Consider the following 16778-nt stretch of genomic DNA (forward strand, 5'->3'; position numbering starts at 1 on the left):
GTTCCGACTGGGTAGGCGTTGTCAAGGTCTACGAGCCCTGTGCTTTTTCTTCTCACCAGCTTTATTGGCACATCGGTACCTTACTAAAAAATGAAAGAAAAAAGACGATGCCAACAAGCAGCATCATCTTTCTTTTAACGATCAAACTTTCAATCTCACGCATAGATGGCGTTTACTTTTTCACAATGCGGACAAACAGCGACTTTCCCCGCTTTTCCGTCTTCATCTTCTACACGGTAGCCGGTAATTTGCTCGGAGAAACAAAAGAGACACTCTGTATTGAAGTCCATATCGTACTGCGCTTTCCACACAATGGATTTAAATTCTTCTCCAACATTAATCGTAATTTGGACCAGATCATGCTGCAGGCTCGATAATGATCTTTGCATCACATAAACATCCTTTCATACTTGCAAAGTCTTTTGGTATCCTCTAGCTTTTCCTGCTTTTCAGAATAATAAACATCGAGAACTGCAAGAGTATGAAAAAGAGAGATTCCCCAAACAATTTTCTTAAAAATGGGCGGATGCCCGGTTCGGTCCTATGCCATCACCCATATGTTGTAGATGTAAGCACAAGAGGCTTAACACACATATGAGGAGGATGTTTATTCGATGAGCGGCATCTTTAATGGAGAATTCGACGGATTCACTCTGGTTTTGATTCTTTTCATCCTGCTGGTTATTATCGGGTGCAGCTGCGACTAATCTTTCTTCCCCGAAGATATAGCCATATTTAGCAGGCCGTTGCATATACATGAAGTACCGAATCCTTCAAGCGCGTTTCCTCCGCAAGCTACCCTCGCCAGTGGGTAGCTTTTTTCTGTTTGAGTTGTGTACAATGGAAAAGAATGATATGGAAAGCGAGGGATCCCCTTCCTATGAAAGATCCACGAATTGAAAAACTGGCTGACGTCCTCGTCAATTATTCGGTGACTGTCAAGCCAGATGAAAACGTTTTAATTTACTCCATTGGCAACGTTACCGATCTGACAAAAGCTGTCATTACCAAGGTATACGAAGCTGGGGGAAATCCGTTTGTCCAACTGATCGACCAATCCGTTCAGCGCGAACTCTTGATGGGTGCCAACGAAACACAATTGGGTATCATGCGTGAAGCAGATGTGGCTTTCATGAAGCAAATGGATTGCTACATTGGCATCCGCGGCGGAGACAACATCAGTGAGCTCTCTGATGTGCCTGGAGACAAAATGCAACTGCACTCCAAGCTGCTAGCGCGTCCTGTACTGGATATTCGTGTACCGCATACCAAATGGGTCGTGCTTCGCTATCCAAATGCCTCCATGGCTCAGTTGGCTAACATGAGCACCGCCGCTTTCGAAGATTTCTATTTCAAAGTGTGCACGCTTGATTACGGCAAAATGGATAAAGCCATGGACAGCTTGGTCGAGCTGATGGAGAAAACCGACAAGGTACGTATCGTAGGGCCAGGCACCGATCTGACCTTCTCCATCAAAGATATTCCGGCAATCAAATGTGCAGGTGAAGCCAACATCCCTGACGGAGAAGTATTTACTGCTCCTGTCCGTGATTCCGTCAATGGTACGATCGCGTACAACACGCCATCTCCTTACCAAGGCTTTACATACGACAATATCAAGCTGACCTTCAAGGATGGCAAAATCGTCGAGGCAACTGCAAACGATACAGAGAAGATCAATGAAATCTTTGATACAGATGAAGGTGCCAGATTCGTTGGGGAATTTGCGATTGGTGTGAATCCGTACATTCAAAACCCGATGAAAGACATCCTCTTCGACGAAAAAATCGATGGAAGCTTCCACTTTACACCAGGACAGGCTTACGATGAAGCATTTAACGGAAACAAATCCTCCGTGCACTGGGATCTGGTTATGATTCAACGTCCTGAATGGGGCGGTGGAGAAATTTGGTTCGACGATCGCCTGATCCGCAAAGACGGACGTTTCGTTGTACCTGAGCTCGAATGCCTCAATCCAGAAAACCTTAAATAAATGAAAATAAGCGAAGGGCTCATTGTTCATAAGACATGAGCCCTTCGCTTTATGTGGCTAAACGGAATAAGCTGGTTGTTTCAATAAGGAAGTCATTTTTTGTTCCATAAAGGAAATCGTTGACTCCAGATGATGAATGGTATACTCCCAGCAAAAACGTTGATATTCGTCAAAATTCATTTCCAGCTTTTTATAAGAGGCCTTACTTTGTTGGAGCAATTGACGTTGTGTATCCAAACAGCCCTCTAACAAATCCTTTTGTTCGTCGATCGAGCGGCTCTTGCCGAAGAAAATCTTAACCAGCATGTCTGAACGCAATACTGGCGGCAAGATAGGCGTCTGGATTTCTTGACGGAAAGATTGTTTTCCGGCTTCTGTAATACGGTACAAAATCTTGTTAGGCTTGCCAGACTGAATGATTTCTTGCTTCGTTACGAAGCCTTCTTCCTCCAGTTTGCGCAATGCTGGATAAATAGCACCAAAGCTAGCGTCATAAAAGAATCCAATGCTGTTTGTAAACGCTTGCTTAATATCGTAGCCACTCATTTCCCCATAGCTCAAGAAACCCAGTATGATCGTTTTAACATCCATCTCTTCGCATCCTCCGTTACCGTTCTTTTTCTCTCTCTAGCGGCTAGGACTTAGCCTTTATGTTCAAAATATTCTTTAACTACATGTTATTATAAAGGCATTCAAATAATTATACCAATGCTATTTCTTTATTATATCAATCAAAATTAATGATATATCGATACACTCGACTAGAAATTGGGCGTCCCTTCCCCCTCCGCTCCCCATAAGATGATACATACCTATCTGCTGTAGGGGGAGAGATCGGTGAAAAGTAAAAAATGGTCCCAATATACGCGGGTAAAGTACCCTGTGAGCAGCAGCAGTCTGCACCCATTTAATTTCTTCGTTCCCATTGTCGAGCGAGTTCAAGAGGGAGTAGTCTCCATCGTGACCGAAGATGCTCCCCATTCCAAAGACGTGGATTCGTTAATTCGCAGCCTCATTGATCATGAAGATAATTCTCCACCCACGGAACGAAGCTTTGGCTCCGGATTTCTTTTTCATCCGAAAGGGTATATCTTGACGAGCGAGCATGTCATCGGCAAATCCAAAAACATTTTCGTGAAGCTATATAACGGTAGAGTGTTTGAAGCCAAACGCATTATAGCTGATCGAGTCCGGGATTACGCCGTCATCAAAATTGATGCAGACTGCAAGCTATATCCGCTGCCACTAGGCAACTCCTCTCATACAAAAGTAGGAGAATGGGTCATTAGCGTCGGATCTCCACCTGTGTTCAAAGAGACAAAAAACAAGCCTAGTTCCGAGCCAAATACAGCGCAAATTGAACGGGACGAGCTATCGCCTTTTTGTATAGCGCCATGTCACCCATCTGGCGAAAAACCTCTCTCCCCGGCTTGGGGTTCACTTCGATTAACCACGCACGTCCGTCCACATCCACCCCAATGTCCAGTCCGAATTCCATCATGCGGCCGAAATAGTCCTCGAGCGTGTTTGCTACATCAAAAGCAAGCCGATAACATTCCTGTTTGATCAGCTCTCCCCGCTCCCCTCCAAATCGCCTGGACATAAACCAGTCAAAGGGAATCGCATTGCCTCCCCCATGCAAATTGGAAGTAGCACTGCCGTTCTCTCCCATGCGTACTGCACAGCCTGTCACCGCCCACTCCCCACGCTCGTCTTTTTGAATCAATAGCCGTACATCGACGACATGCTTGCGTAGCAGTCCCAGATCCAATCCTTGCTGCACCAGGAAATTACCATCGCGAATACGCTGTTCCTCCACCCACGTTTTGACCCATTTTTCCACGCCTTCCACCGTAGCAATCCGGGCCACATGATGCTTATGCTTTTTGTCACGTCCAGAGAGGCTATACTCCTTGCCGATGCTCTTCACTCTGAGGATGCTTCTTCCCCCTGTGCCATTGCCTGGCTTGATATAGACGAGCCGATGGCGTGCGAGCATGTTTCGGACCAAACCTTTGTCGTAGACATGCGTCTCCGGAATCCAGTGTTTGACGCGCTCATCGGAAGCGAGCAGATTCGTCACCCTCCATTTCTTGCTGAACGGACTGTTAGCAAAGAAAAACAGATCGCTATTTCGCAGCCGGATATACTCCTTTACCCTGCGTCGGTACCTATCGATTACAACTTCTGGCCAAGGGAATGATTTACTCATCCAGCCCCCATTCTGTTTAGGGATGTAGCCCTTGATCTTTCTGGCAGGAACATTGACGTCCTGATGCGAAAACAGGTAGATTTCTGCGCCTAGCTTTCGCCCTGTTTGAACCAGCCTTCGCAAATAATCCGGTTCCTCAAAGCGTACACCCTCCCGCCAGGTTAAAATGCCGATTACCCGTTTTGGAAGCATCGTAACACCCTCTTCGCTTCTTTTCTTTCGCGATTAGTGTATGTGTGGACACCTTATAGGGAAACATTTGTCCATGAAAACGGGCTTGATTTCTCGGCCATTGACAAAGTGTCATTCCAACTTTTCGTTACTTACTTTTTTCAAGCTTATCTGTTAGAATAAAGGGCAACAATAATGCTGCTAGATAGAGGTGACGCCGATATGAGTCAAGATTATTCTGGCGAACACATGTGTCCAAAATATGAATGTGCAATGAACGTCCTTGGAAAACGCTGGACCGGCCTGATTATTCATGTGTTGCTACGCGGGACTGTACGATTCAAAGATATCCGAGAAATGGTTCCACATATGAGCGACAAAATGCTCTCTGAAAGGCTGAAGGAGCTGGAGGAGCTCGAGATTTTGGAGCGCAAAGTGTACCCGGAGATTCCGGTTCGCATTGAATACGAATTGACCAAAAAAGGAAAAGCCCTACGTCCTGTTATTGATTCCATTCACGAATGGGGCCAAAATTGGATGTAGCATAGCCCCACTTGTCCAAGACGGATAAGCGGGGTTTTTTATTTGCGGTCAGGCATAAGCTCCTCCCTTTTGCTGTAGACTCTAGCAACCCGAGATGAAGGGAGGACGGGCGATGCGAACGGCCGTCTACATTCGTGTCAGTACGGAAGATCAGGCACGTGAAGGATTTTCGATCCCTGCTCAAAGGGAAAAACTGCTCTCGTACGTTCACTCCCAAGGTTGGGAAGTCCATGCAGTTTACGCAGATGAAGGCGTAAGTGCCAAAGATACCAATCGCCCCGCACTCGGTCAGCTCCTGCAGGATATTCGAACGGGGGAAATCGATGTCGTCCTCGTCTATCGACTCGATCGGCTCACTCGCTCTGTCCTTGATCTGTATCAGCTCCTGCAGGAGTTCGATCGACATGCGGTACACTTTAAAAGCTGTACCGAGGTATACGATACGACTACGGCAATCGGACGACTGTTTATTACACTAGTGGCTGCCCTCGCACAATGGGAACGGGAAAACTTGGCGGAACGGGTCAAGCTGGGCATGAGCCAGATGGCAAGAGAACGAAAACGACCAGGAGGACCTGCACCATTTGGATACAATCTGGTGCGAGGAACGCTAGTCGTGAATCAAAGGGAAGCAGATGGCGTACGCGGCATGTTCGAGCGCTATGATCGAGGCGAATCTCCTCGCCAAATCGCTGAATGGGCGAATCATTCTGGATTGCGCGGCAAAAATGGCGCTTCATGGAGTGCAAGTGCCGTGCTTCGCTTGTTAAAAAATCCAGTCTATCATGGCGCGTTGCGTTGGAATTACACCGACGCCGATCAACAACGCAATGACCCGGAGGAATGGATTATCGAAGAGGCAACTCACCCGGCCATCATCGATCAGCCATGTTTCTCGCGGGTGCAGGAGCGGATGAGTACTCGCGGCACAAGCCATCCCCGCGTTCTCAGCTCCCGCTACCTCTTTTCCGGATTGTTGTACTGCTCGCGTTGCGGCTCCTCTATGCGCGGGAAAACAACCACAATCACGGGAAAAGGGGAAAAACGTTACACGCACCGCTACTACTTATGTAAAAACAAGCTGGCTGGTACGTGTGAGGCTCCTGCCATACGTGAGGATCGCTTGGAAAAAGCCATTGTGCACGAGCTGATGCACCATTCGCCAGAGTCAATCGCTGCGTTGAAGGAAGTGTATCAGACTGTGTTGCAGACGAATTCCCGCGCTCCCACGAAAGAAACCGAGCAACAGCTGCAAATTCGAAGGCAGCGCTGGGAACAAGCTTATGAAGAGGGATTCCTTACTCTCCCTGCCTTACGAGAGAAAATCAGTGGGTTGGAGCTGGCTGCAAAAGAACGGGAACGGACTTCCTCTGCTTTTTCAAAAGGACAACCGCTTGATCTAGATGTGCTTTCCAATTGGCATCTCATTTGGACGCATGCAAATGAAAAAGAACGGCGAGTACTCGTGTGCACACTCATCCAACGTATTGACGCGGAAGCAACTGACGCTGCCTCTGGTCAGAAAAATCGAGAGGTCTGCCTGCATCTGTTGTCTTTTCACTGAAATCGCCCCTAATTTTGCCTGTATGGCGACAGGTGGTTCCCCACTTGGTTTGGAAAATTCTGTGACAGCGGGGATCATCAGTGCCAAAAACCGCCGCTTACAGGTTGCGAAGCGAATGTACGAAGAAATTTTTCAGACGGATGCTGCCATTAACCCAGGAAATAGCGGAGGTCCACTCATTAATTTGAATGGGGAAGTCGTTGGTCTCAATGCATTCATCATTCAATCCAGCCAATGCTTGGGCTTCGCCATCGGAATTGACGCCCTCAAAATGCAATTGGAGCAATACGTATTCAAGTGAGAAGCACACGTTTCAATAAAAAAACCCCGTCTAGGAGGACGGGGATTGCTTCTCTAATGCAATAAGATATACATTTGGACCTTCTGTGTTGATTTGTTCTTCTGCCTGTTTTAATTGTTGCAGCTGAGCGGCCGTAAGCTGTGCGATAGGCATTTCACTCAAACGATTCTGTTCCATACGCATCATTCCTCCGTTGGTGTCAGACTCACGATCGTAGTCTGCCCTACCGGGAGAGTATGTATTTACGCAGTGAGATCAAAAGCTTTGGCAATCGCAGAACACGAACGCTTGCAGAAAACGATGGGTAGCTCGCGATCTTTAGCTTGGTTTTTCACGGTTTTGGCCAAGTTGTGATTGACGAAATCAGTTAACACCAGAATCATGTGGATACCAGCTGGAATTTTCACCCCGGTTTGCGAGCTTTTCCGTCCAGTTACGTGGTGAATATCCTTGAAGCCTTGCCCTTGCAGAAATTCGATAATATTGCCCAGGCGATCTCCGCCAATTACTAAAATGGATGACATAACTTGTTACCTCCTTAAATTTAGGTGATTGTAGAATTTATGTTTTCTTCTCAGAATGCTAATTGATAATGAATATCACTCTTATTGATAAATATTATCATTCCCAATAGCCTTTGACAATACTCTCCATGATAACTTTTTTGTCAAAAAACAAAACTAGAAACGAAGCCGATAGGCAAAGCCACGACGCTCTAGCGTTCCCGCCCTCTTTTCCAAATTACACCGCACCATATTCTTCGTAATCATAGGAAATTGTACATAGGTGTTGCCCGGGTGTTTTTTCCAACGGTATAATGAAAAAATAGATTGTGAATGAGGAGGTGGCGTAGGTGCAAGAAATTACACAGCTGCACGCCATTTTTGATCGCACCAAAGGTTATATCAACAGCTTCATGGGCGTTATCCAGCCGATTATCGACGCGGCAACGGACGAGCATACTCGTCTTTACTACCATCACATTTTGGAAGAAGAAGAACAGCGCATGGATCGCTTGCAGGAATTGGTTCCTTACCTGGAGAAGCTATCCTCAGGAAAAAGCCTGGATCAGCTAAGTGATCGCGACCTCTCGCAAATGCTGTCCGATGTGAATCTGGAACGTTTTGGACTGCACAATTTCCGCGAGCATCTGGAGCTCTCTCTGTATGAGTTCAAGGATGACGAAACACGTCAGCTCCTGGATGGCATGCGTGAAAAGACGCATACAGACTATTTGACTGTCAAAGAGATCATGGCGAACATGAGTCAGCGATTCTCTGATGCGGCTCATCCTGATCTCACTGATCACGATGAGGGGCACGACATTCACCAGGTAGATCATTTGAAAGCTTCGGCTTCCGCTCCTCACGGTGTTGCTTCCGTGATCAAGCATTCCGCCCCTGCAGCTTCTGGCAAAAAAGGGCTGACAGTTGGTAGCTTGAAAGGAATGTAAAGAACCGGAAATCCTGAAATGACATGGAGGTTACACTATGGACAAGCTTCGTAAATACCCAGACTCTCCCTTGACGACTGAAGAATGGAACCAGCTGGACGCAACTGTCGTTGACATGGCTCGCCGCCAGCTGGTAGGACGTCGTTTTATCGATATTTATGGACCATTGGGTGAAGGCATCCAAACCATTACCAACGATGTATATGAGGAATCTCGTTTTGGCGGTCTCTCCCTGCGTGGAGAATCACTGGAAATGACACAGCCTAGCCGCCGTGTCAGCATGACGATTCCGATCCTGTACAAGGATTTCATGCTCTACTGGCGCGATGTTGCCCAAGCACGCACACTGGGCATGCCTTTGGACATGAGCGCGGCTGCCAATGCAGCTGCTGGCGGTGCACTGATGGAAGACGATCTGATCTTCAACGGTGCTGCGGAATTCGACCTCCCAGGTCTGATGAACGTAAAAGGCCGCCTCACTCATCTGAAGAGCGATTGGATGGAATCTGGCAATGCATTTGCCGATATCGTGGAAGCACGCAACAAGCTGTTGAAAATGGGCCACAGCGGTCCGTATGCACTGGTTGTTTCTCCTGAACTCTACTCTCTCTTGCATCGCGTGCACAAAGGCACCAACGTGCTTGAGATCGAGCATGTTCGCAATCTCGTTACAGATGGTGTCTTCCAATCTCCTACCATTAAAGGCCGCTCCGGCGTATTGGTAGCGACTGGCCGCCACAATCTCGACCTGGCGATTGCAGAAGACTTCGACTCCGCATTCCTCGGAGACGAGCAAATGAACAGTCTGTTCCGTGTATATGAGTGCGTTGTATTGCGGATCAAGCGTCCAAGCGCAATTTGCACCTTGGAAGAAACAGAAGAATAGGAAGTCCTTTGACACACCCATTGACGATTCTCGTTGTGGGTGTGTTTTTTCATCCTTGTAATATTTAACATATGACATATAATAAGAACGTACGTTCCAAACTTTCGAAACAATCTGACACAAATGTCGTTGGGGGGCTTTTTATGAGATGCGAGGTCAATGGCGTCAACCTTTATTATGAGGAGATCGGAAGCGGTTTTCCTGTCGTGATGATTCACGGTTTTTCACTTGATCACCGCTGCATGACTGGTTGTCTGGAACCAATTTTTGAGAAACGCTCAGGATATCGACGACTTTACATAGACCTGCCTGGAATGGGACAAACGGAAAACTATGAACATATCCACACCACGGACGATATTCTGGAAGTTGTCCTTGCGTTCATCGATCAGCTCATTCCAGGTGAGCCCTTTTTCATTGCAGGTGAATCATACGGCGGATATCTTACACGAGCAGTTATCGAGAAGCGCCGGGATCAAGTGAAGGGCGCCCTTCTCATCTGCCCGAACGTCATTCCTGATAAAGATAAGCGCACACTGCCGGATAAACCCATCTTAGTAAAGGAGCCTTCTCTCTGGGAGCAGTTGAGTGAGACGGAACGAGCGGAGTTTGAGTCGATGGCGGTAGTAGCTACCGATTATACGTGGAATCGCTATAAAAAAGAGATTGTCGACGGCTACATGCTGTCTGACCCTTCTTTCCTCAGTAAAATCAGACAGTCATACGGCGTGTCCTTCCCATTGGATACGGCCCCCTTCCCCCATCCGAGTCTTTTTGTTGTGGGCAAACAAGATCATTCTGTCGGCTATCGCGATATTTGGCATATCATCGAAGGCTATCCCCGCTCTTCATTTGCCGCACTCGATTGTGCCGGACACAACTTGCAGATTGAGCAGCCGCTTCTGTTTACAGAGCTTGTGAATGAATGGCTAGATCGGGCACAAAGAGAGCATTCCCTGTAAGACATAAATCAAAAAAGACAACCAGCTCAATGGCAATGGTTGTCTTTTTGCTACTATTAAACATTTGTCACCAGAGATTCGCTGTACGCGTGGAATGCTTTGCCCAGTCGTGAAATCGCAAGCTCCGTGTCTTCCCTGTTCAGAAGTGTATAGTTCAAGCGCATCGTATTCACTTGCGGCTCAGCTGCATAAAACGGCTTCCCTGGTACGAATGCCACACCTTCCTGTACGGAACGGGCCAGCAGCTTCTCAGCATCGATGTGCTCAGGAAGATTCACCCAGAGGAACATCCCGCCTCTTGGTTTTTCCCACTGTACGCCCTCCCAGTTTTGCGCTACCAAGAGCTCATGCATCCATTCCATGCGCGCCTTGTAGGACTCGCGGATTTTATCAATGTGGCGCTCCAGATCAAAGCGGGACAAAAGCTCATACAGCGCGTACTGGTCGATTGTGCTCGACTGCAAATCAATTGCTTGCTTCGCCTTCACCATCATTTGAATCACGCGTGTATCTCCAATGGCCCATCCGGTACGCAAGCCTGGCGCGACAATTTTGGAAAAGGTACTGGTGTACACCACACAGGAATCGGTCGGATGCTCATCCAGTGAGAAGATCGAGCGATACGGTGCTTCCCCATCGAATTGGATCTCTCCATATGGATCGTCTTCCAGGATGAGAATGTTTTGCGCCTTACATTGACGAAGCAAGCCGAGACGGCGTTCGAGGCTCCATACCTTTCCTGTCGGATTGGCAAAGGTAGGAATGACGTACACCATTTTCGGGCGATACTGGGCTATTTTTTTCGCCAGATCGTCCATATCCATCCCATCAGCATCACCGTCTACGGGAATCGCTTTGATTCCCCGGAATTGGAACAACTGAACCGCTGCCAAATAAGTAGGGTTTTCTACGAGAACGACATCGCCTTCGTCTAAATATACACGGCACAACAAGTCTACTGCTTGCTGAGAGCCCGTAGTGATGATCATATTATCTACACCGACGTTCATATGCTTTTGCTTCATGCGGGATGCAATCCACTCACGAAGCGGCAAGTATCCATCAGTCAATCCGTACTGAAGAGCTTTTGCTCCTTGTTCGAATGCGCGGTTGAACGCTTCGCGCATCTCTGCGATTGGAAAAGAATCCTCTGCTGGCAGTCCACCTGCGAGCGAGAGCACTTGATTGCCTTGGGTCAGCTTCAAGATTTCCCGGACAGCCGAGGAGGATAGTGCTTCAACAGCTTTTGAAAATGAGTACTCCATGTTCCGTTCCCCCTTGATTTTGCTTATCCTTGTTTTATCACTCTCCCTCTCGTAAGTCCAATCCTTGGTAGCTATGAGCGGATAGGTTTTGACTATGTCGAGCGGTTGTTCAATCGTTAGTCTTCGCACACTGCATGCAAAAAACCCCTCTTCGTATCAAACGAAAAGGGGTCCATATGTATGGGCTATATCTTCCTAGGCGATTCGGAACACACGTGGTTTCTCTGTGTGTGGGAGAAAAGAGAGGTCTACATGCGTGGACGCTTCTTCCATGCCAATATCACTTGCCAACAGCAATGCCTCTTCTTGGAAGGTTGGCGTACAGCTGCCTTCATTTAGTTCACAGAGACGCTTCAACCGCTTCAATCTCTCTGCGGATTTCTCCACTCTCATGCATTCGTTCGTCAGCTCACAAACGTTGACGTGACGAGCATCAGCGATCATGCTGATATCATTCACATGGACAATCAGTCTTTTGCCTTCTTCTGTAACAAATCCGATCGAGCAAAAATGCGCACCTGACATTTCCAAACGAGTGAGAACAGCATTGGCGTAAATTTCTCCCGTCCGCAAGCGAATCTGGCCTGCTTCAATGGCTCCGCCGATTTTTCGCTCGTTGGCGATCACCGTATACATATCCGTGTAACCGTTAATCTGATAGCGCATGGTACCCTCCCGCTCTTGCTGAGACTAATTATCATTAACAATGTCATCGTATAATGAAAATCATTATCTGTCAATAATGAGAATGATTTTTATTCTAGAATAAAAAAGCCACACTCCATTTGTATGGTAGTGTGGCCAAATTGCCTCGCTTTTATTTTGTTTTCGTAAACAACCCCAACCGCTCAATCCGTTGGACCGCTTCTGCGAGACGATCTTCATTGGATAACAAAGCCGCTCGCACATAACCCTCACCTGTCGGACCAAAACCATTTCCCGGCGCTACGACGACATGCGCTTTTTCCAAAAGCAGGTCAGAGAACTCCATAGATGTGAAGCCACTTGGAACAGGAAGCCAAGCAAAAAACGAACCTTGAGATGGTGGTGCCTGCCAGCCAATCCGATGCAAATTGGAGTACAAGGCATTGCGGCGGCTTTCGTAAACAGCGACGAGATCGCGAACGCACTGCTGCGACTCCGTCATCGCTTTGGCTGCCGCCATCTGTATCGCTCCGAACAGACTGACGAAGTAATGATCCTGAATGAGATTGATCAGACGAACCAGCTCGCGGTTTCCTACCATGGCACCAACACGCCAGCCTGCCATGTTGTATGTTTTGGACAGGGTATAAAATTCTACGCCCACTTCTTTTGCTCCCGGGACCTGCATGAAGCTGACCGGCTTTTTCCCGTCATAGCTGATCGCCCCGTAGGCGAAGTCATGGCAGACGACGATTTCATGTTTTCGGGCGAAGCGAATCGTTTCCTCATAAAACTCGAGTGGTGCGTTGACCGCTGTCGGATTGTTCGGATAGTTGAGAAACATCAGTTTCGCTCGATCCAAATCAGCTTGGGAGAGCTGGCTGTAGTCTGGCAAGAAGTCATTTTCCGCCTTCAGCGGCATCATGACCATCCGTCCGCCTACGACTGCAACCCCCGACCAATAATCCGGATAGCCTGGGTCTGGAACCAGTGCAACATCGCCTGCGTTCATGAGTACTTGGCAAATCTCTACAAGACCGGTTTTGCTGCCGAACAATATCGCTACTTCTTCCTCCGGATCGAGGTCTACATCAAATTCTTGCTTATACCAATGAGCCACTGCCTGCTTCAGTTCCACGCGTCCCTGAAAAGGCGGATATTTGTGATGGAGTGGTTGTGCCGCTTGCGCCTGTAATTCTTCAATAATGTGCGGCGGTGTCGGCAGATCGGGATTGCCCTGCCCCAGGTTAATGACGTCATGGCCTTGCGCAATGACCTTGTTTACTTTTGCCACCAGGGTCGCAAAAAACTGGGTAGGGAGTCGATCAATCATGTCGGAGGGTTGAATACGCATCTTTCTTCCATTCCTTTCTTGGGCCCAATACAGTAAAACCCCCTTTTTCCATACAGAAAAAGGGGGAGATCAGCTTGGTCACGTCCTTATCTGTCAGGAAAAAATCCTGCTGGAATTGGCACAGCATCTGTCCATCACATGGAACAGATCCGCTGCCGGGCTTCATAGGGCCAGTCCCTCCACCTCTCTGAATAAGTCAAACACACGGAATATACTGTTTTTTCGTCTATATCATACTAACTTGAGCACGTAAATCGTGTCAAGATGCTTGATTCTGTACCGGCACTTGATGCCTTCTTTTTTGAAAAGAGGTGTGGAAGGCAAAGAATGCCACAGACAACAGACACAGGCCTGCCATCACAAACAATAGTCCTTGCGCATGAATCGATTGGAAAATGAAGGCGCCCAGCAGTGGTCCGAGCATCCGCCCTGCTGATCCAGTTCCTGCAATCAGACCTTGAATGAAGCCTTCTCGCCCCTCTGGCGTAAACTGTGCAGCTACTGCCGGTACCGCTGGCCACACGAGCATTTCTCCTAGCGTCATGACGAACATGCCTGCCACAAAGCCTGCATAAACGGTTGATTGCGACAGAATCAGCATCGACAAGGCAAAAATATAAGCGCCCAAGAGCATTTGTGCTTTTAGCGTACGGGCAAAGCGTCGAATGACCCAAGCAATCAATGGCTGACCAAACAGGATCAAACCTCCGTTCAGCGTCCACAACAAACTGTATTGACGGAGTGAAATGCCCAGGGATTGCATGTAGGTCGACAGCACCGTCGTCCATTGTACATAGACAATCCAGCTAATTAATAGCCCCCCGCATAATAGCAGCAATGCTCCCCATACAACCTTTGGCTCTTGCTGTGGTAGTTGCAGCGCATCACCAGTTGCTTGCTCAGACATCCTTTGTCCAGTCGTCGAGTTTTCGCGTTGTTGTTCTAGCATTTTTAATTGACGCGGCAAAATGAGCATGAACATGGCGAGCACAATCAGTTGCGAGATCGCATTACCGAAAAACGTCCAGGCAAACGAAACACTTGCCAAGAAGCCGCCCAGCGCAGAACCGGCAGCTACCCCCACATTGAGGGAGACATAAATCAGATTGATTCCTTTACGCCCTCCGTCCGGCCATAACACTACTGCCAGTGCATTCATCACAGGAGAAAGTGTTCCGTAAAACAATCCATTCAGTAGAAGCAAGACAACATAAATCGTAAAATCTTGCGTAACACCTAAGCCGATCGATATCAGAATAACGCCGATGGAACCGACAATGATGGTGCGCATTTTTCCCCAGCGGTCAAACATCATCCCGCCAACAATACTCCCGATCAAGAATGCGCCTTGATTTAAAAGCAACAAGAAGCCGGCTACAGTCAGCGGCTTTCCGAGATGGTTGTGAATATAGATCGTGACTAGCGGCCAAATACACGCCATTCCTGTAGAAAAAATGACGGCAGCAATCGCCAATAAACGAATGCTGCTCGGATAGGATTCCCACTTTTGCCTCATGGCTTACTTCTCTCCCCGATGGAAATCGCCGCTTTTTCCGCCTGTTTTGGATTGCAGACTGGTTGGACCGATTATCATTTCTTTATCCATGGCTTTGCACATGTCATACACCGTCAAAGCCGCTACGCTGACAGCGGTCAAAGCCTCCATCTCGACGCCTGTTTTCCCTGTCGTCTTCACGGTTCCTGTAATCGCAAGCGTCGTTTCATCTACAAAAGCAAATTGTATGTCGATGCCAGTCAATGGCAGCGGATGACACATCGGGATGATTTCCCACGTCTTTTTGGCAGCCATGACACCTGCTACCTGCGCAACTGCGAGTACATCGCCCTTTTCGATCCGACCTTCGCGGATTCGGGCGAGTGTTTCGGGTTTCATGCTGATTTGGCTCTCGGCTAAAGCCACCCGTTTTGTGACGTCCTTCTCAGACACGTCCACCATCCGAGCTCGATTTTGTTCATTAAAATGTGTTAATTGATCAGTCATACTAGTATCGTTCCTCCTCTATCTCCTCCTACCTTACTCCCGCCGCTGGATAAAAGCAATGGGAATGTAGATGACATTGTTTCGTTATCTTGCTCATCCACTCTTAAAAACGTACGAAGAACAGGTGCTGGAGGTATACTGTGCGTACACAGCTCAAAGGAGGCGTATAGAAATGGAAACGAGTAAGGATCAGACGGTACGTTGGTCAATGCTGAAGCATGGTGATTGGGCCATTTACTTGGCTGCAACGGCTGCCGGGCTTTGTTATGTTGGCTCGGTCAACCAGCCTTTTGCTGAATTGGAAGCGTGGGTTGAAAAGCATCGTCCACAAAGTGCACTGGTGAAAGACGATCCATGGCTAAAGCCTTTTGCAACAGAACTGATGGAGTATTTGCAGGGAACCCGCGAGCATTTTTCCATGGATTGCGACCTATCTGGAACGCCTTTTCAGCTCGCTGTCTGGGAGGCACTACGCCAAATCCCATACGGTCAAACGGCATCGTACACCGACATTGCGAACATCATTGAAAAGCCCGCTGCTGTTCGTGCCGTCGGTGCTGCAATCGGTGCCAATCCGGTTCTCATTACAGTCCCCTGCCACCGCGTTGTCGGTAAAAACGGTTCACTGACTGGCTATCGTGGAGGACTGCCCATGAAGACAACTCTGCTTGATCTGGAGAAAAAGACAAATCGGGGTGTGAAGCATGGCTAGTTCACTGACAGAAAGGATCGCTGCGCTTGACTGGCATTCCATGCAACAGGAGCTGGACGAACAAGGGTATGCTGCTTTTCCTTCCTTAATAAGCGCGGATGCGTGCGACGAATTAATCGCTACGTATGGACAAAATGACTTTTTTCGCAATACGATCCAGATGGCACGGTACCGTTTCGGCGAAGGAGAGTATCGTTATTATCAGGCTCCCCTTCCCTCGCTTTTGCAGGAGCTTCGCGAAGGCATTTATCCGATGCTTGCGCAGACTGCGAATCGGTGGCTGGAAATGCTTGGGCGTGAAGCCATCTATCCCGCTACCCTCCCTGAATTTTTGGCGCAATGTCACGATCAGGGTCAGCTGCGCTCCACTCCATTGATTTTGAAATACGAAACGGGTGGCTATAATTGTTTACACCAGGATATGTACGGCGAGGTGTTCTTCCCGTTTCAAGTTGTTTTTGCCTTGAATCAAAAGGAGAAGGACTACAGGGGCGGAGAATTTCTGCTGATGGAGCAACGACCGCGCGCGCAGAGCCGAGGACATGTGATAACCTTGGATCAGGGCGCTGGCCTGATTTTCCCAACATCCTATCGTCCTGTACAGGGAACGCGAGGCTACTATAAAAACACGCTGCGCCACGGTGTCAGCACGATTACCTCAGGCACCCGCTATAGCCTCGGGATTATTTTTCATGATGCAAAGTGAGGAACGCCC

Annotated in this window: 20 protein-coding genes, 1 pseudogene and 1 riboswitch; of the genes and pseudogenes, 11 read left to right on the plus strand and 10 right to left on the minus strand. The window is 48.1% G+C overall.

Translation table 11 applies throughout. The features are described from left to right. Nucleotides 1–155: 155 nt before the first annotated feature. Entirely contained in the window at nt 156–389 is a 234-nt protein-coding gene (locus PMI05_RS11055; RefSeq protein WP_007721226.1) for a hypothetical protein, read from the minus strand. 225 nt (nt 390–614) lie between these two features. Here PMI05_RS11055 and PMI05_RS29970 point away from each other — a divergent pair, with 225 nt between their 5' ends. Continuing rightward, nucleotides 615–707, plus strand: coding sequence for a YjcZ family sporulation protein (locus tag PMI05_RS29970; RefSeq protein ID WP_017250455.1), 93 nt, complete (start codon nt 615–617; stop codon nt 705–707). A gap of 173 nt (nt 708–880) precedes the next feature. Next, nucleotides 881–1993, plus strand: a complete 1113-nt coding sequence (locus PMI05_RS11065) for an aminopeptidase (RefSeq protein ID WP_007721233.1) — start codon at nt 881–883, stop codon at nt 1991–1993. A 57-nt stretch (nt 1994–2050) separates the two neighbouring features. On the opposite strand, the gene PMI05_RS11070 is transcribed toward PMI05_RS11065, so the two are convergent. Continuing rightward, on the minus strand, nt 2051–2584 hold the full coding sequence (locus tag PMI05_RS11070; protein WP_007721235.1) for a helix-turn-helix transcriptional regulator: 534 nt from the start codon (nt 2582–2584) through the stop codon (nt 2051–2053). Nucleotides 2585–2983: 399 nt separating this feature from the next. On the opposite strand from PMI05_RS11070, the pseudogene PMI05_RS31350 reads away from it, so the two are divergent. Further along, nucleotides 2984–3244 (plus strand): annotated as a pseudogene (locus tag PMI05_RS31350) (trypsin-like peptidase domain-containing protein); the annotation flags it as partial. A gap of 79 nt (nt 3245–3323) precedes the next feature. On the opposite strand, the gene PMI05_RS11080 reads toward PMI05_RS31350, so the two are convergent. After that, a complete protein-coding gene (locus tag PMI05_RS11080) occupies nt 3324–4397 on the minus strand; it encodes a YheC/YheD family protein (protein WP_007721237.1) in 1074 nt (357 codons plus the stop codon). A 201-nt stretch (nt 4398–4598) separates the two neighbouring features. Here PMI05_RS11080 and PMI05_RS11085 point away from each other — a divergent pair, with 201 nt between their 5' ends. From PMI05_RS11085 to PMI05_RS11095, 3 genes are all read left to right on the plus strand, one after another. Further along, nucleotides 4599–4919, plus strand: coding sequence for a helix-turn-helix domain-containing protein (locus tag PMI05_RS11085; protein ID WP_007721239.1), 321 nt, complete (start codon nt 4599–4601; stop codon nt 4917–4919). A gap of 112 nt (nt 4920–5031) precedes the next feature. Next, nucleotides 5032–6483 carry a recombinase family protein gene (locus PMI05_RS11090; RefSeq protein ID WP_007721241.1) on the plus strand — a complete coding sequence of 484 codons (1452 nt, stop codon included), beginning with the start codon at nt 5032–5034 and terminating at the stop codon, nt 6481–6483. A 22-nt stretch (nt 6484–6505) separates the two neighbouring features. Further along, nucleotides 6506–6784, plus strand: a complete 279-nt coding sequence (locus tag PMI05_RS11095) for a S1C family serine protease (protein ID WP_007721243.1) — start codon at nt 6506–6508, stop codon at nt 6782–6784. Nucleotides 6785–6814: 30 nt separating this feature from the next. Here PMI05_RS11095 and PMI05_RS31060 read toward each other — a convergent pair whose 3' ends face one another. Both PMI05_RS31060 and PMI05_RS11100 read right to left on the minus strand, forming a co-directional pair. Then, nucleotides 6815–6961 (minus strand): hypothetical protein, encoded by a 147-nt coding sequence (locus PMI05_RS31060; protein ID WP_007721244.1) that lies wholly within the window; start codon nt 6959–6961, stop codon nt 6815–6817. 65 nt (nt 6962–7026) lie between these two features. After that, nucleotides 7027–7308, minus strand: a complete 282-nt coding sequence (locus PMI05_RS11100; RefSeq protein WP_007721245.1) for a DUF2325 domain-containing protein — start codon at nt 7306–7308, stop codon at nt 7027–7029. Between the two features lie 329 nt (nt 7309–7637). Between PMI05_RS11100 and PMI05_RS11105 the strand changes: the two genes are divergently transcribed. From PMI05_RS11105 to PMI05_RS11115, 3 genes are all read left to right on the plus strand, one after another. Continuing rightward, complete coding sequence (locus PMI05_RS11105; protein ID WP_007721247.1) at nt 7638–8237, plus strand: IMEF encapsulin system ferritin-like cargo protein; 600 nt, start codon at nt 7638–7640, stop codon at nt 8235–8237. A 37-nt stretch (nt 8238–8274) separates the two neighbouring features. Next, nucleotides 8275–9123 carry a family 1 encapsulin nanocompartment shell protein gene (locus PMI05_RS11110; protein ID WP_007721249.1) on the plus strand — a complete coding sequence of 283 codons (849 nt, stop codon included), beginning with the start codon at nt 8275–8277 and terminating at the stop codon, nt 9121–9123. Between the two features lie 143 nt (nt 9124–9266). Beyond that, entirely contained in the window at nt 9267–10085 is an 819-nt protein-coding gene (locus PMI05_RS11115) for an alpha/beta fold hydrolase (protein WP_007721251.1), read from the plus strand. Between the two features lie 56 nt (nt 10086–10141). Here PMI05_RS11115 and PMI05_RS11120 read toward each other — a convergent pair whose 3' ends face one another. From PMI05_RS11120 to moaC, 5 genes are all read right to left on the minus strand, one after another. Further along, on the minus strand, nt 10142–11350 hold the full coding sequence (locus PMI05_RS11120; protein WP_007721253.1) for a PLP-dependent aminotransferase family protein: 1209 nt from the start codon (nt 11348–11350) through the stop codon (nt 10142–10144). A gap of 195 nt (nt 11351–11545) precedes the next feature. Then, nucleotides 11546–12016, minus strand: a complete 471-nt coding sequence (locus tag PMI05_RS11125; RefSeq protein WP_007721255.1) for a hypothetical protein — start codon at nt 12014–12016, stop codon at nt 11546–11548. A gap of 151 nt (nt 12017–12167) precedes the next feature. Then, entirely contained in the window at nt 12168–13349 is a 1182-nt protein-coding gene (locus tag PMI05_RS11130; RefSeq protein ID WP_007721257.1) for a pyridoxal phosphate-dependent aminotransferase, read from the minus strand. Nucleotides 13350–13432: 83 nt separating this feature from the next. After that, a riboswitch (SAM riboswitch) is annotated at nt 13433–13547 on the minus strand. 61 nt (nt 13548–13608) lie between these two features. Continuing rightward, nucleotides 13609–14865, minus strand: coding sequence for an MFS transporter (locus tag PMI05_RS11140; RefSeq protein ID WP_007721261.1), 1257 nt, complete (start codon nt 14863–14865; stop codon nt 13609–13611). 3 nt (nt 14866–14868) lie between these two features. Beyond that, entirely contained in the window at nt 14869–15351 is a 483-nt protein-coding gene (moaC, locus tag PMI05_RS11145) for a cyclic pyranopterin monophosphate synthase MoaC (protein WP_007721262.1), read from the minus strand. A 172-nt stretch (nt 15352–15523) separates the two neighbouring features. On the opposite strand from moaC, the gene PMI05_RS11150 reads away from it, so the two are divergent. Continuing rightward, nucleotides 15524–16063, plus strand: coding sequence for a methylated-DNA--[protein]-cysteine S-methyltransferase (locus PMI05_RS11150; protein WP_007721265.1), 540 nt, complete (start codon nt 15524–15526; stop codon nt 16061–16063). Continuing rightward, on the plus strand, nt 16056–16769 hold the full coding sequence (locus PMI05_RS11155; RefSeq protein ID WP_007721267.1) for a 2OG-Fe(II) oxygenase: 714 nt from the start codon (nt 16056–16058) through the stop codon (nt 16767–16769). Before PMI05_RS11150 ends, PMI05_RS11155 begins: the two co-directional genes overlap by 8 nt. Nucleotides 16770–16778: the final 9 nt, after the last annotated feature.

The organism is Brevibacillus sp. BC25, from assembly GCF_000282075.1.
Lineage (GTDB): Bacteria > Bacillota > Bacilli > Brevibacillales > Brevibacillaceae > Brevibacillus.

Coding starts and splice junctions, on each gene's coding strand:
- PMI05_RS11055 (WP_007721226.1), bottom strand. CDS start 389: ATGCAAAGATCATTATCGAGCCTGCAGCATGATCTGGTCCAAATTACG.
- PMI05_RS29970 (WP_017250455.1), top strand. CDS start 615: ATGAGCGGCATCTTTAATGGAGAATTCGACGGATTCACTCTGGTTTTG.
- PMI05_RS11065 (WP_007721233.1), top strand. CDS start 881: ATGAAAGATCCACGAATTGAAAAACTGGCTGACGTCCTCGTCAATTAT.
- PMI05_RS11070 (WP_007721235.1), bottom strand. CDS start 2,584: ATGGATGTTAAAACGATCATACTGGGTTTCTTGAGCTATGGGGAAATG.
- PMI05_RS11080 (WP_007721237.1), bottom strand. CDS start 4,397: ATGCTTCCAAAACGGGTAATCGGCATTTTAACCTGGCGGGAGGGTGTA.
- PMI05_RS11085 (WP_007721239.1), top strand. CDS start 4,599: ATGAGTCAAGATTATTCTGGCGAACACATGTGTCCAAAATATGAATGT.
- PMI05_RS11090 (WP_007721241.1), top strand. CDS start 5,032: ATGCGAACGGCCGTCTACATTCGTGTCAGTACGGAAGATCAGGCACGT.
- PMI05_RS11095 (WP_007721243.1), top strand. CDS start 6,506: ATGGCGACAGGTGGTTCCCCACTTGGTTTGGAAAATTCTGTGACAGCG.
- PMI05_RS31060 (WP_007721244.1), bottom strand. CDS start 6,961: ATGGAACAGAATCGTTTGAGTGAAATGCCTATCGCACAGCTTACGGCC.
- PMI05_RS11100 (WP_007721245.1), bottom strand. CDS start 7,308: ATGTCATCCATTTTAGTAATTGGCGGAGATCGCCTGGGCAATATTATC.
- PMI05_RS11110 (WP_007721249.1), top strand. CDS start 8,275: ATGGACAAGCTTCGTAAATACCCAGACTCTCCCTTGACGACTGAAGAA.
- PMI05_RS11115 (WP_007721251.1), top strand. CDS start 9,267: ATGAGATGCGAGGTCAATGGCGTCAACCTTTATTATGAGGAGATCGGA.
- PMI05_RS11120 (WP_007721253.1), bottom strand. CDS start 11,350: ATGGAGTACTCATTTTCAAAAGCTGTTGAAGCACTATCCTCCTCGGCT.
- PMI05_RS11125 (WP_007721255.1), bottom strand. CDS start 12,016: ATGCGCTATCAGATTAACGGTTACACGGATATGTATACGGTGATCGCC.
- PMI05_RS11130 (WP_007721257.1), bottom strand. CDS start 13,349: ATGCGTATTCAACCCTCCGACATGATTGATCGACTCCCTACCCAGTTT.
- PMI05_RS11140 (WP_007721261.1), bottom strand. CDS start 14,865: ATGAGGCAAAAGTGGGAATCCTATCCGAGCAGCATTCGTTTATTGGCG.
- moaC (WP_007721262.1), bottom strand. CDS start 15,351: ATGACTGATCAATTAACACATTTTAATGAACAAAATCGAGCTCGGATG.
- PMI05_RS11150 (WP_007721265.1), top strand. CDS start 15,524: ATGGAAACGAGTAAGGATCAGACGGTACGTTGGTCAATGCTGAAGCAT.
- PMI05_RS11155 (WP_007721267.1), top strand. CDS start 16,056: ATGGCTAGTTCACTGACAGAAAGGATCGCTGCGCTTGACTGGCATTCC.